Source organism: Chitinophaga niabensis (genome assembly GCF_900129465.1).
GTDB lineage: Bacteria > Bacteroidota > Bacteroidia > Chitinophagales > Chitinophagaceae > Chitinophaga > Chitinophaga niabensis.
In genome coordinates this window covers 3,697,214-3,712,295 of record NZ_FSRA01000001.1, presented here as the reverse complement: position 1 = coordinate 3,712,295, position 15,082 = coordinate 3,697,214, and the positions used below count along the sequence as shown (strand labels likewise).

Annotated in this window: 8 protein-coding genes; 7 read left to right on the top strand and 1 reads right to left on the bottom strand. The window is 46.8% G+C overall.

What is annotated here, in order from left to right; genetic code table 11:
• Positions 1 to 101 precede the first annotated feature (101 nt).
• Positions 102 to 4,397 (top strand): DNA-directed RNA polymerase subunit beta', encoded by a 4,296-nt coding sequence (gene rpoC / locus BUR42_RS14660; RefSeq protein WP_074239947.1) that lies wholly within the window; start codon positions 102 to 104, stop codon positions 4,395 to 4,397.
• A 122-nt stretch (positions 4,398 to 4,519) separates the two neighbouring features.
• On the opposite strand, the gene BUR42_RS14655 is transcribed toward rpoC, so the two are convergent.
• Complete coding sequence (locus tag BUR42_RS14655; protein WP_074239946.1) at positions 4,520 to 6,307, bottom strand: hybrid sensor histidine kinase/response regulator; 1,788 nt, start codon at positions 6,305 to 6,307, stop codon at positions 4,520 to 4,522.
• A 219-nt stretch (positions 6,308 to 6,526) separates the two neighbouring features.
• On the opposite strand from BUR42_RS14655, the gene BUR42_RS14650 reads away from it, so the two are divergent.
• The 6 genes from BUR42_RS14650 to BUR42_RS14625 all read left to right on the top strand — a co-directional run bounded on the left by BUR42_RS14650 (position 6,527) and on the right by BUR42_RS14625 (position 15,081).
• Entirely contained in the window at positions 6,527 to 7,570 is a 1,044-nt protein-coding gene (locus BUR42_RS14650) for a glycerophosphodiester phosphodiesterase (RefSeq protein ID WP_074239945.1), read from the top strand.
• 196 nt (positions 7,571 to 7,766) lie between these two features.
• A complete protein-coding gene (locus BUR42_RS14645; RefSeq protein WP_074239944.1) occupies positions 7,767 to 8,366 on the top strand; it encodes an OmpH/Skp family outer membrane protein in 600 nt (199 codons plus the stop codon).
• Between the two features lie 87 nt (positions 8,367 to 8,453).
• Entirely contained in the window at positions 8,454 to 9,875 is a 1,422-nt protein-coding gene (locus BUR42_RS14640) for an APC family permease (RefSeq protein ID WP_074239943.1), read from the top strand.
• Between the two features lie 115 nt (positions 9,876 to 9,990).
• The gene (locus BUR42_RS14635) at positions 9,991 to 10,548 is read left to right on the top strand and encodes an RNA polymerase sigma factor (protein WP_074239942.1); all 558 of its coding nucleotides are present in this window, start codon (positions 9,991 to 9,993) and stop codon (positions 10,546 to 10,548) included.
• A 67-nt stretch (positions 10,549 to 10,615) separates the two neighbouring features.
• Positions 10,616 to 11,560, top strand: a complete 945-nt coding sequence (locus BUR42_RS14630) for a FecR family protein (RefSeq protein ID WP_074239941.1) — start codon at positions 10,616 to 10,618, stop codon at positions 11,558 to 11,560.
• Between the two features lie 197 nt (positions 11,561 to 11,757).
• Positions 11,758 to 15,081 (top strand): SusC/RagA family TonB-linked outer membrane protein, encoded by a 3,324-nt coding sequence (locus BUR42_RS14625; RefSeq protein ID WP_200798261.1) that lies wholly within the window; start codon positions 11,758 to 11,760, stop codon positions 15,079 to 15,081.
• Position 15,082: the final 1 nt, after the last annotated feature.

The following is a 15,082-nucleotide window of genomic DNA, read 5'->3' as shown; positions in this document are numbered from 1 at the left end:
TTCCCGCACAAGCGGGAGCTGCCGTATAATCATGTGAAGACAAACAGGCCATGGCATCTCAGACCATGCATTTCCAATGAGTTTTCTTTAAATAACATATAATGGCCATCAAAAAAGAAAATCGTCCTAAATCAAATTTCAGTAACATCACCATTAGTCTCGCTTCTCCGGATACCATCCTGGAGCGTTCTTATGGAGAAGTGCTGAAACCCGAAACCATCAACTACCGTACTTACAAACCCGAACGTGATGGTTTGTTCTGCGAAAGGATATTCGGACCTGTAAAGGATTACGAATGTTATTGCGGAAAATATAAGCGTATCCGTTATAAAGGCATTGTGTGCGACCGTTGTGGTGTAGAAGTGACAGAGAAGAAAGTACGTCGTGAAAGAATGGGTCATATTCGTTTAGTAGTGCCTGTTGTTCATATCTGGTATTTCAAATCATTACCTAATAAAATCGGTTACCTGCTCGGTATGAGCTCCAAGAAACTGGAAACGATCGTGTATTATGAAAGATACGTGATCATCCAAAGCGGAGTGAAACAGGAGAAAGGACTGAACTACAGCGATCTGCTCACTGAAGAAGAGTACCTGGATATCCTGGATACCCTTCCGAAAGACAACCAGATGCTGCCGGATGAAGATCCGAATAAATTCATCGCCAAAATGGGTGCTGAAGCGGTAGAAATGATGCTGTCCCGCATTGATCTGGACGGTCTTTCTTACCAGCTCCGCAACCAGGCTGCCACTGAAACTTCCCAGCAACGTAAAGCGGAAGCGCTGAAACGTTTGAGTGTGGTGGAAGCTTTCCGTGATGCCAATGGCCGTGTTGATAACCGTCCGGAATGGATGGTGATGCAATACATTCCAGTTGTACCACCGGAATTACGTCCGCTTGTACCATTGGATGGTGGCCGTTTTGCTTCTTCTGACCTGAACGACCTGTACCGCCGTGTGATCATCCGTAACAACCGTCTCAAACGCCTGATCGAGATCAAGGCGCCAGAGGTGATCTTACGGAACGAAAAACGGATGTTGCAGGAAGCGGTGGATTCCCTGTTCGACAACTCCAGGAAATCCAACGCCGTTAAAGCAGAAGGCGGACGTGCACTGAAATCTCTCTCCGATGTACTGAAAGGTAAACAAGGTCGTTTCCGTCAGAACCTGCTCGGTAAACGTGTTGACTATTCCGGTCGTTCCGTTATCGTGGTAGGTCCTGAACTGAAACTGCACGAATGTGGTTTACCGAAAGATATGGCTGCTGAACTGTTCAAACCGTTCATTATCCGTAAGCTCATCGAAAGAGGTATCGTAAAAACAGTTAAATCAGCTAAAAAGCTCGTAGATAGAAAAGAAGCAGTGGTTTGGGATATCCTGGAGAATGTACTGAAAGGTCACCCGGTGATGCTGAACCGTGCTCCAACCCTTCACCGTTTGTCTATCCAGGCATTCCAGCCCAAACTGGTGGAAGGTAAAGCAATCCAGCTTCACCCGCTGGTGTGTTCTGCGTTCAACGCTGACTTCGATGGTGACCAGATGGCGGTACACGTTCCTTTGAGCAACGCTGCTATCCTGGAAGCCCAGTTACTGATGCTCTCCAGCCACAACATCCTTAACCCTCAGAATGGTACACCAATCACCCTGCCTTCTCAGGACATGGTACTCGGTCTGTATTACATCTCCAAGGGTAAGAAAACTACAGCTGAAGAAGTGATCAAAGGAGAAGGTAAAGCCTTCTACTCTGCTGAAGAAGTGATCATTGCTTACAACGAAGGCCGGGTTGACCTGCACGCTAACATCCGCGTAAAAGCAGATATCCGTAAAGCGGATGGCACACTGGAAAGAAAGCTGATCGAAACTACAGTAGGCCGTGTGATCTTTAACCAGTTCGTTCCGCGTGAAGCAGGCTTCGTAAATGCCCTGCTCACTAAGAAATCGCTGCGTGAGATCATCGGTGATATCATTAAAGCAACAGACATTCCAAAAACTGCGAAATTCCTGGACGATATCAAGACCCTTGGTTTCCGTACAGCATTCCGTGGTGGATTGTCCTTTAATATCAATGACCTGATCATCCCTGAAGCTAAACAACTCATGATCGACGGCGCGTCCGGCGAGGTGGATGAAGTGTGGGATAACTACAACACAGGTCTGATCACCAACAACGAACGTTACAACCAGATCATTGACATCTGGAGCCGTGTGGACACGAAAGTGACCGAAACACTGATCCGTGAGCTCGCCAATGATAAACAAGGGTTCAACTCAGTATACATGATGTTGGATTCCGGTGCGCGTGGTTCTAAACAACAGATCAAACAGCTGGCTGGTTTGAGAGGATTGATGGCAAAACCGCGTAAGAGTGGTTCTTCCGGTTCCGAGATCATCGAGAACCCGATCCTTTCCAACTTTAAAGATGGTCTGAACGTATTGGAATACTTCATCTCTACGCACGGTGCCCGTAAGGGTCTTGCGGATACAGCGTTGAAAACGGCGGATGCGGGTTACCTGACCCGTCGTCTCGTAGACGTTGCACAGGATGTGGTGATCACGGAAGAAGATTGCGGTACCCTCCGTGGTATTGCAACTGCTGCCCTGAAAGATAACGAAGAGGTGGTAGAACCACTGTACGATCGTATCCTGGGCCGTACTTCCCTGCACGATGTGTTTGATCCGATCACTGAAGAGCTGATCGTATCTACAGGTCAGGAAATAACAGAAGAAATTGCCAAACATATTGAAGATAGCACCATTGAAACAGTAGAGATCCGTTCTGTACTTACCTGCGAAAGCCGCAGAGGGGTGTGTGTGAAATGTTATGGTAAAAACCTTGCCACCGGGTACACCACACAACGTGGGGATGCCGTTGGTATCATCGCAGCACAGTCCATCGGTGAACCAGGTACACAGCTGACACTCCGTACCTTCCACGTGGGTGGTGTGGCCGGCTCTGCATCAGTAGAGTCTACCCTCACTGCTAAATTTGATGGCACTGTTCAGTTCGATGGCTTGCGTACGACCACATTCGAAAACGGTGAAGGTGAAAAAGTACAGGTGGTTATCGGCCGTACCGGTGAATTGAGGATCATGGATGTGAAGAACGACCGTCTCCTGATCACTAACAACGTACCTTATGGATCTACCCTGGTAGTGAAAGATGGTCAGAAAGTAGTGAAAGGTGATGTGATCTGCTTCTGGGATCCGTTCAACGCCGTTATCGTTTCTGAAATTGCCGGTAAGATCCGTTTTGATAGCATCATCGATGGTATCACTTACCGCGAAGAAGCGGATGAGCAAACAGGTCACCGTGAAAAAGTGGTTATCGAAACCAAGGATAAGAACAAGATCCCTTCCCTCATCGTTGATGGTAACAAGGAAAGCAAATCTTACAACTTACCTGTAGGTTCTCACGTAATACTCGAAGAAGGTGCTTCCGTGAAAGCGGGTCAGGTGATTGTGAAGATCCCACGCGTGATCGGTAAGCTGAGAGACATCACGGGTGGTCTGCCACGTGTTACGGAGCTCTTTGAAGCACGTAACCCGAGCAACCCTGCCATCGTTTCTGAAATTGATGGTGTGGTAGCATTTGGTAACATCAAACGTGGTAACCGTGAGATCATCATCGAAAGCCGCGAATCACATATCAAGAAGTACCTCGTTCCGTTGACACGCCACATCCTTGTACAGGATGGTGACTTCGTGAAAGCAGGTACCGCATTGTCCGATGGTTCTATTACACCTGCAGACATCCTGTCTATTAAAGGACCGTTTGCTGTTCAGGAATACCTGGTGAATGAAATTCAGGAGGTATACCGCTTACAGGGTGTGAAGATCAACGACAAACACATTGAGGTGATCGTGCGTCAGATGATGCGTAAAGTAACCATCGAGGATCCGGGAGATACCCGCTTCCTGGAAGGCGACACTACCGATAAGTTTGAATTCTTTGAAGAAAACGATCAGATATACGATAAGAAAGTAGTAACCGAAGCAGGCGATTCTACCAGCATGAAAGCTGGTCAGATCGTATCACTGCGCCAGGTTCGTGAAGAGAACTCCGTGTTACGCCGTGCGGACAAGAAACTTGTGGAATACCGCGATGCGGAATCTGCAACGTCCAGCCCGCTGTTGCTTGGTATCACCAAAGCATCCCTCGGTACACACAGCTGGATCTCTGCCGCATCCTTCCAGGAAACTACCAAAGTACTGTCTTCTGCAGCCATCAACGGTAAAACAGATGATATGCTTGGCCTGAAAGAGAATGTGATTACAGGTCACCTGATCCCGGCCGGTACTGGTTTGAGAGAGTTTGAAAACATGATCGTAGGTTCTAAAGAAGAGTATGATATCCTGGCATCTTCTAAAGAAGTGTTCCAGTTTGACGAAGAGGAATAGTTATAACTTCGAACGTAGTTAATGATAGAGAATAAAGGGGGCGCGAAAAGCGCTCCCTTTTTTTATGGGAAAGGATTTTCAGATCTTGGAAGGCAGGGAGCAGGTTGCTCCCGGTTTTAGTTTCAGATCGCTACCGGTTGGGGTTTCAGGTATTTTCCCACCACTTCATACAAGGGCCTGAATTGAACGGGTTTCAATACATAATCATTCGCGCCGGCCTGCATCACTTCTTCCACCGCTTCTTTGTATGAATCGGCAGAAATAGCTACCACCGGAATATTTTTTAGCCTGGGGTCTTTCTTCAGTTCCAGGAGTGTTTCATACCCGTCCATCACCGGCATATGCATATCCAGCAATATCAGGTCCGGGACCTGGATCCTGGCCTTTTCCAGTGCCTGCTGGCCATTATCCGCTAAGATCAGTTTGCAGCGGGAACGGGAAAGGAAATTGGAGAACACCATCTGGTTCATCATATTATCTTCCACTACCAATATCACTTTATCACTATAATCCACATCGTCCGCCAGGAAATTAGTTTCAGCCGGCGCAGGAGGGAGTACATGTTCTTCCTTCGGGAAGCTGGCAATGAAAGTAGTACCGCCATCTTCATTGCGCCGCACTTTGATCTCTCCATATAATAACTGTGTCAGCCGTTTGGCGATAGGCAGGCCAAGGCCGGTGCCATCAATAAAAGCGGCATCCTGCTGCGTGATAAAAGGATCAAAGATGGCCTGCATCATTTCTTCCGGAATACCCGGCCCCTGGTCACTTACAGCTAAAGACCACTGATCATTTTCCGGGTACAGGTGAACATTAATTACACTGTTGTCCGCAGTGAACTTAATGGCATTGATCAGCAGGTTGTTGGCAATCTGCGTGAGCTTTACTTTATCGCTGATCATCCTTTCCGGCATGTCCAGGTCTATTTCCAATTCAATTTTTACGCCCTTCAGGTCAGCCACATACTGGTAGATATGGATAATGTTGCTGATCCATTCCTGCATATTGAAATGGTCCTTCCGCACATCGTCCAGCACACCGGCCTCCAGCTTGGATAATTCCAGCACATTGTTGATGATCTGGGTAACATTGTAGCTGGCGGAATGAAGATGGATGATCAGTTTGGAGATGGATTTTAACTGGTCTGTTTTTTCCATTTCCATCATCAGTAACTGGCTGATCCCAAAAATGGCATTCAGGGGATTACGGATCTCGTGACTGGTTTCCCGGAGGAAAATGCTTTTGGTGAGATTGGCTTTTTCCAATGCATCATTCGTGCGTTCCAGCTCTACCGCATGTTGCTCAAGGTTATGGGTAGTACTCTTTATTTTAAGCAGCAGCCGGTCGTTCTGCCAGACATATAATACAATGGTGAGGCAACTCAGCAATACGATCACGAACGGGGCGGTATAATGAACCATCAGCGCAGTAGCCGGCTCAAATACAATGGGCGTGATCACCGGGTAAAGTTTGTTGAGTTCCATTAAGGCCAGGGCCACAAAGGTGGCAGTAATGGAAATGATCCGGGAGCTGATATCTTTCAGGATCAGGAAGGAAGTTCCAACAATAAAGATGGCCAGCAGGCTGGCTTCCATATTGAGGCTGAGCAGGCAGCCGAAATAAACCACTGCCAGCAGGTTGGTGAACTGAACGATGATGGTGGCTGCGGTATAGCGCCGTAACCGGTTACAGAAAATACCCGTAAAGAAACAGGTCGCTTCTGTAAGCACGCCGTACAAGATCATTTTTTCCCTGGAGATAAAATAATAATAGAGACCAAAGATCAACGCCAGCAAGGCGGTGAAGAGCGCAACAGCATTGTTGCGTAATATCCGGGCACGCTGATCATCGTCCGTAATGCCAGCGGTACCTGCATAGAGGATGGAGCGGATCTGGAGCTTAAGCCACATGGACTATTGTTTTTACATGGATATTAAGGGGCATGCGATGGTATATGGTTGCTGTTTTGGCGGTTTTTTATTCTTTAATGGTAATTTAATCAAAACCATTCACGTTTACAAAAGATTCATATTACCTTGGCACGAAATTAAATTGTAAGTAAAATACAACAATATAAAAGTATCTTGTAAGTTGAAAAGTAACTATTTGAAAGATAAAAACACAATACCATGCGTCTACGTTATAGACTGAGCAAAAGTCTGATTATGATCCCTGCATTGATGGCAGCAGTTGCGGTTCATGGGCAGGTACCTTCCCTGCTGTTGAACAATTACAAGATCCCCGTGGCCAAAAAAGGTGCCCTGGTGGGACAGGTGTTTAATGCACAGGGCGTTGCCCAGGCAGCTAAACTGGTGGAAGATACCTCCGGGCTTTTCACCATCAGCAAAAAAGGCGAAATCCGCCTGAACAAAAAAAACAGTGTGGCGGCTAATACCCCTTCCTTCAAATATGCCGTAACCGTTCAGAGCGGCGATAAGCGTGAAACCTTTATCCTCGTAAGGGATGATTTTCATCGTAATAAAGTGGTAGCCCATCGCGGTGCCTGGAAAAACACAGGTTCCAGCCAGAACTCCCTCAGCTCCCTGAAAGATGCTATCCGCATCGGTGCGGAAGGTACTGAATTCGATGTATGGCTGTCTAAGGATGGCGTACCCGTGCTTTCTCATGATAACCATATCGGTGATAAAAAGATCGAGGAAACATTGATCGCAGATCTTACCTCCATACCATTAAATAAAGGTGATCATGTTCCTTTATTTGAAGATTACATCCTCGAGGCCATGAAGCAGAACACCACCCACCTGGTACTGGAGCTGAAACCTTCCGGTTTAGGTAAGGCCAGGGCAGAGGAGCTGGCTACAAAATGCGTGGAACTGATCCGCAAACATCAGTGTGAGGCCTGGATGCTCTATATCAGCTTCGACTATAATATCTGCAAAAAGATCGTGGAACTCAATCCTTTTGCCAAGATTGCATATCTGATGGGAGATAAAACACCGGCAGAACTGAAAGCGGATAAGATCTGGGGTTTTGACTACAATTTTAAAGTGATCGATAAAGATATCAGTATCATCAAGGATGCAAAGAAAAATGGCATCAATGTGAATATCTGGACAGTGAATAACCCGGAGCAGATGGATACTTACCTGAAAGCGGGCGTGGATTACCTGACCACCGATGAACCCGAGATGTTACTGGAAAAAGTTAAATAAGATATAATATGCCAACTGGGCGGCCGTTTCCATATGGGGGCGGCCTTTTCTATATAACAGGCATGCTGCCCCACAAGATTAATTGCACATCTGTATAAAAATCCATTTTAACGTTTTTTTATATCCCAAAAACCTTATTTTAGCCGCCTCAAGATTTCTATTTCATATTATAAGGGTTAAAAATCTACCGATCAACATGTACACTCGTCAACTTTTTGTGAAAAATGGATTATTCCTGGCGGCGGTAGCCGGTGTATTCGCATCCTGCCAACAAGCTAATCAAAAGAACGCCGCATCAGCTAATAATTCTTCTGTACAACAACCCGCCTCAGGCGCAGTTCTAAAGCTGGCGTATGTAGATATTGATTCCCTGGAAGCACACTACGACTACTTTAAAGAAAAAAAGGCGGCACTGGAAAAAGAAAAAGAGCAAGCCCAGAATGAGATTGGTGCCCGCGAAAGACAATTACAGAACGAATTACAGGTATTGCAGCAAAGAGCGCCTACTATGACGCAGGCAGAAGGTGAGGCTGCGCAAATGGGCCTTCAGAAGAAAGCACAGCAGCATGAACAAAACCGCCAGAACCTGTACGCACAACTACAAACCAAAGAAGCACAGTTCAATGAAGACCTGCAAAAACGCCTGGACGAAAGCGTGAAGAAGTTCAATGCAGACAATCGTTATGCTTTCATCTTCTCTTATCGCAGCGGGGCCACCAATATCCTGTACAAGGATGAGGCTTACAATGTTACCAACGAGGTGATCAAGGAGTTGAACGCAGCAGCTAAAAAATAAGTCGCAGGATGTAATCCTGAAATATATTAAATTTAATCCCGGTATATTACACCGGGATTTTTTTATAAACCACCTTATCAACCTCACATGTCAATCAACCAGGAAAACTCTTTCAAACCAAGTCTAAGTCTGGTGGATGCCACCATGATCGTAGCCGGTTCCATGATAGGATCCGGTATTTTTATTGTATCCGCGGAGGTAGCACGCTCCATGGGCTCTTCCGGGTGGATGATGGCCATGTGGGTATTGGCGGGTGTGGTAACACTGATTGCCGCACTCAGTTATGGTGAACTGTCCGGCATGTTCCCAAAGGCAGGGGGGCAATATGTGTACCTGCGGGAAGCATACAATCCATTTATCGCCTTCCTCTTTGGATGGACGCAGTTCGGCGTGATACAAACGGGTACCATTGCTGCCGTGGCCATGGCTTTTGCCAAATATGTAGGTTACCTGGCACCGGAACTGGGGGAGAAGAATTACCTCTTTGAAATAGGCAGCTTTCATGTGTCTGTGGCACAGCTGGTGGCCATGCTTTCTGTTATCCTGCTCACCTTTATTAATACAAAAGGGGTGAAGAATGGTAAGATCATTCAAACCGTTTTCACTTTTACCAAACTGTTCTCTCTTTTTGGATTGATCATCTTCGGATTGATCATCGGGGCCAAAGCAGAGATATGGAATGCCAACTGGGCAAATGCCTGGGAGCTGAACAGCCTCAGCATGGCGGATGGCCAGCTGGTGACCACCGGTTTAACTACTATGGCTTTCTTTGGTGCGGTAGCGGTTTCCATGAAAGGTACCCTGTTCTCCAGCGATGCCTGGAATAACGTAACCTTCATTGCGGGAGAGATCAAAAATCCGCAGAAGAACATTGGCAGGGCATTGTTCCTGGGTACTTTTATTGTAACCATTATTTATGTAGCCGCTAACTTCATGTACCTCGCCGTACTGCCTTTCAACGAGATCGCCTTTGCGCCTTCAGACAGGGTGGGCGTGGCAGCAGCAGAACGCATCTTCGGAGCAGGGGTGGGTGCTGCAACCATTGCAGTAATGATCATCATTTCCACTTTCGGTTGTAACAATGGGTTGATCTTATCCGGCGCGCGGATCTATTATACCATGGCAAAAGATGGGCTGTTCTTCAAACAGGCCGGTGAACTGAATAAGGATGATGTACCGGGTTTCGGCCTTTGGATCCAATGTGCCTGGACCTGTGTGCTTTGCCTCAGCGGTAAGTATAACGATCTGCTGGCCATGGTGATATTCGGCGTACTGGTATTCTATGTGATCACTATCCTGGGGATCTTCATCCTGCGTAAAACACGGCCGGATATTCCCCGCAGCTACAAAGCTTTCGGGTATCCTGTATTACCGGCATTGTATATCCTGGTTGCATTGTCACTGGCAATTTTACTCCTGATATACGAGCCTAATTACGCCATTCCGGGATTGGGTATCATCCTGTTAGGCATACCATTATACTTCATAGCACAACGCAGTAAAAAATAAAGAAAAGGCCCGGTGATCCATCGGGCCTTTTTCTTAACAATAAACTAAAGGGTCGCGGCTAACTGTTAATTTGATTCTTAGTTATTTTTGGGTATTTTAACAATTCATGAGCGGAATGACCAACATAGAAGAAGCCGAATGGGTGCGCCGTTTCAGGGAAGGTGATCTCCTTGCGTTTGAATGGTTATACCATCAGTATGCAAAGGAAATGATGGATGTTGCTGCCGGGAAAATGGTTTCCCTGGAAGAGGCAAGAGACATCATTCACGATCTGCTGGTAGAACTCTGGGGAAAACGTGCGCAGCTTCACATTGAACAATCCCTTCGTGCTTACCTGATGAAAGCCGTACGCTTCCGCGTGATCGATCACTTACGCCGCCATATGTTGCACGAAAACTACCTGGCAGCAGTGGAAGCATCGGATAATGATGTAGATAACAGTACTGGTAATACCCTGATCTATAAAGACCTCGACAATGCGGTTTCAGCAGAGCTAAACCGTTTACCTCCCCGTGCCCGTGAAATTTACCGCCTCAGCAGGCAGCAGCACATGAGTGTGAATGAGATTGCCAGCACCCTGAATATCTCTAATCAAACCGTAAAGAATCAGCTCACTATGGTATTGAAGCAATTGCGCTTTTCCCTGAAGCGGATGTTCTTTTTCTTTCTCTGAAAATATTTTTGCCCCTTATAGTACCACCGTATTTTTTCATTCGACAATATAGATGTAAAGTCCAACGATGGATCAAGAGCAACTCAGCAAACTGCTGGACAAATACCAGGCCGGCACCTGTACTCCTGAAGAGGAAGAGCAGGTGCTGCACTGGTTAAACAGCAGGAATACAAACCAGGGTGAATGGCATAATATGACGGCTACGGCGCAGCAGGCTTACCTGGATGCGCTGTACAAGGATGTTCGCCAGTCAATTGAAATACCGGCCCGCCGGCAGCCCTTGCGTATGATGATCTTACGCGTAGCAGCCATTGCCGTAGTGGTATTGGGTGCCGCATTGATATACATATTGATGAGCAGGCCCGGGCAAATGGAAACCATAGAGAGCCTCGCAGGTACTAAAAGGATAGAACTGCCTGATGGTTCTGTTGTGGTGCTGAATGCTGCAAGTAAACTGCAATATATGGCAGACTGGGAAACACGGGAAGTGATCCTGGAAGGAGAAGCTTTCTTTGACGTAAAGGCCAGCAGCGAATTGCCTTTTGTGATCACCAGCGGAGAAGTACGTACGCGGGTACTGGGTACGAGTTTTAATATCCAGGCTTATCCGAAAGATGGAAAGATCAGTGTAGGCGTGATCAGCGGAAAAGTGGAAATGAGCAAAGCCACAGAAAAAATAATACTGGAAAAAGGAGAGGCGGGTGTGTTTGATAAACAGCAGGGAAAGCTCAGCCATGCTGAGTTTCAGAAGGAGCCGGAAGCATGGGTGAAAGGAGAGCTTAACTTCTTCCATATGCCGCTGGCAGAAGTAGCGGCAGTATTGCAACGCCATTATGATATCAGCATAGAGATTAGTAATAATAGTTCAAAACAATGTGAAATAACAGGTAAGTTCCATGTCAACCAAACGATAGACGAAGTATTGCAATTAATATGTAAAACAATTGATGCCACGTATGAAGCAGATGGAAAAAGGGTCATTATCCACGCAGAGAACGGCTGTCATCATTAAAGACTAGAAAGTATTTCCCGGAAGTTTAAAAGTACCTGACAGGTTTGGCAACAAGCCTGAACGGGATTCCTGTAGCTATAAAGAAAAAGCCCCCCGTGCGAGCGCCAACCTGCACATGGGGGCTATGTTTAATGTTCCTAAAAACGATCAAATGTATGGATTTTTACCGGTTCTCTAAACACACAATCCTTGTCATTATGAGAGGGTCAGTTATTGGGTTTGCCTTCCTGTTATTTTCACTGCAAATGGCATTTTCACGCAGTGCGGAAGGTCAGACTGTATTAGACAAAAAGGTCAGTTTGCAGGTAAGGAACGAATCGCTGGAAACTGCGCTGAAATTATTGGGCGAACGGGCCGATGTGGCTTTTATTTACAGTACACATGCCTCCCTGTCGCAGCCTGTGAACTTAAAGGTTACAGACCAGAAGCTGAGCGACCTGCTCAACCAGTTATTACTGCCGGCCAGGCTGAACTGGGAGCTGGTAGGCAGGAGCGTAGTGATCCGCAGTGCGGTAGCTCCTGCGCCTGTTGTTACTGCTGTAAAACGCATAGACCTTGAGATCACGGGTTTCGTGAAGGATGGTTTGGGCAATGCGCTGCCGGGAGTTACGGTACGCGTAAAAGCAAAATCCGGAGGTACCATCACAGACGAAAAAGGGGTGTACAGGATCAGCGCTGATCCTAAAGATTCCCTGGAGTTCAGCTACATCGGTTTCAAAGTACAAACCATCGCCGTGCGCAACAGGGATGAGATCAATGTGATCATGGAAGCGCTGGAAGGTGGCTTGAACGAAGTAGTGGTGATCGGTTTCGGGCAACAGAAAAAGATCAGTCTTGTTGGTGCGCAATCTTCCGTAAAACCCTCGGAGCTGCAGATCCCGGCTTCCAACTTAAGTACTGTGCTGGGTGGCCGCCTCTCCGGAGTAATTTCCGTACAGCGTAATGGTGAGATCGGCGCAGGCGCAGATGTATGGATCAGGGGAGTATCCACCTTCGATAATGCACTCAGCAAACCATTGATCCTTGTAGATGGTGTGCCCCGCGATATGGGCAGCCTGGACCCTGAAGACATTGCCAGTTTCACTGTACTGAAAGATGCTTCCGCTACTGCAGTGTATGGCGTGCGCGGTGCGAACGGTGTAATACTTATTACTACCAAAACCGGTAAGATCGGAAAACCGGTGGTGCGTTTAAGGTACAACGAAGGGATCACACAACTGACCAAGATCCCGGATTTTGCAGATGGCGTGACCTATATGAAAGCTTCCAACGAAGCACTGACCACCAGGGGTGGTGCTCCGATGTATACGGATGAAATGATTGAGATGACCCGTAACCAGACAGATCCCGAATTATATCCAGACGTGAACTGGTTTAAAGAACTGTTCGATAAATATGGCCGCAGCCGCCGTGTAAACCTCAATATCAATGGCGGTGCGGAAAAAGCCAGCTACTATGTAGGGGCAGGTTATTTTGATGAAGTGGGTATGTATAAAAAAGATGCACTCAATACCTATAATAATGAAATCGCTATGAAGCGATACAACGTTACCACTAACATCACTTTACAACCTACGCGCACCACTAATGTTAAGCTGGGTTTGCAGGGCTGGCTCGCGAATGTGAATTACCCCGGCTCCAATGCTGCGGACATTTTTGCGAAAGCCTACTTTGTTACACCGATCATGTATCCTACCATGTATAAAGATGGGAAGATACCGGATATCCCGGCGGGCGCCAATGTGCAGAACCCCTGGGCATTACTGGCACACTCTGGTTATGCGAACCAGTGGCGCAACCAGTTGTACTCCAACTTACAGGTAAGGCAGGACCTTGACTTCCTCGTGAAGGGCCTTTCTATCAATGCCATGTTTGCTTTTGATGCTTACAATTATACCAGCCAGCGCCGTACTAAAAAGCCAAGCACCTACCGTGCTACCGGAAGAGATGCAGATGGGAAGCTCATTTACCAGGAAGTACTTCGCGGAGACGATTTCCTCGGTTATTCCAATGCAAGGCAAGGTAACCGTTCACTGTACAATGAAGCATCGCTGAACTATGTGAACGAATTTGGTAAACACAGCATAGGCGCTATGTTGATCTATAACCAAAGTGATAAGATCGATACGCAGACGGAAGACCTCATCCTATCATTGCCTACACGTTTCAGAGGAGTGTCTGGCCGTGCTACATATGGCTACAACTCAAAGTACTTCCTGGAGTTGAACTTTGGTTATAATGGTTCGGAAAACTTTACACCGAAGAACCGCTACGGATTTTTCCCTTCAGGGGGTTTAGGATGGCTGTTATCTGAAGAAAAATTCTTTGAGCCGCTGAAGCAAATTGTACAGGTGGCCAAAGTACGTTTTTCACATGGTATTGTGGGCAGCAGCAACATCACCGGCAGAAGGTTCGCTTATATCGCTACTGTGGAAACTATTCCCGCCAGTGGCAATGCGTATACCTTTGGCAAGAACATGAATAATAACTATATAGGAAGGGAACTGGGAGAATATGCATCAGATGTGACCTGGGAAACATCACAGAAAACCAACCTGGGTTTTGATCTGCAGATCCTGCAAGGCATCAACATACAGGCGGACCTGTTTAAAGAAAGAAGAGAAGGCATCTTCCTGCGTAAAGAATCTGTGCCTGCTTATGCAGGCTTGCGGAGAGTTCCTTTCGGTAACGTAGGGATCATTGAGAATAAAGGGATTGATGGTTCCGTTACCTGGTCCGGCAAAATAGGCAAGGACATTAAGTTCCAGCTCCTGGGCAACTTCACATTCACCCGTAACAAAGTGATTGAAAATGATGAACCCGCACGCCGTTATCCATGGCTGGAAGAGCGTGGTCTGAAAGTGCAGCAGAAGTTTGGCTACATCGCTTTGGGAATATTTGAAAGCGATCATGAAGTAGCCAACAGTCCAAGGCAAACAGGTGATACCCGGAGAGGTGATATCAAATATAAAGACCTGAATGCGGATGGTGTGATCGATGCAAATGATAAAACAGCTATTGGTTACGGACCCATTCCTGAGATTGTATACGGTGTTGGTTTAACGCTCTCCTATAAAAACTTCACGCTCTCCGGTTTGTTCCAGGGTATAGGGAATGTAGATATCTATCTCACCGGTCAGGGTATGATCCCTTTCCAGCAAGGTATGGCCAGTGGCAACCTCTTCAGTAATATCGGCGATCGCTGGACGGAAGAGAACCCAAATCCCAAAGCATTCTATCCGCGTTTAGCACCTGGTACCGTGAATGATAACTATGCAGAAAGTACCTGGTGGCTGCAGAATGGCCGTTACATCCGTTTAAGGAATGCACAGCTGGCTTACAGCATGCCTAAAGCGTTCCTGAACAGGGCAAAGGTGAAGAGTGCATCTGTGTTTGTAGAGGGTGTGAACATCCTCACCTTCTCTCCATTCAAACTATGGGATGTTGAACTGGGCAATGGCAGTGGTGCTGCCTTCCCGCTGATTAAAACATTTAGTGCCGGTATTGACTTTACTTTCTAAA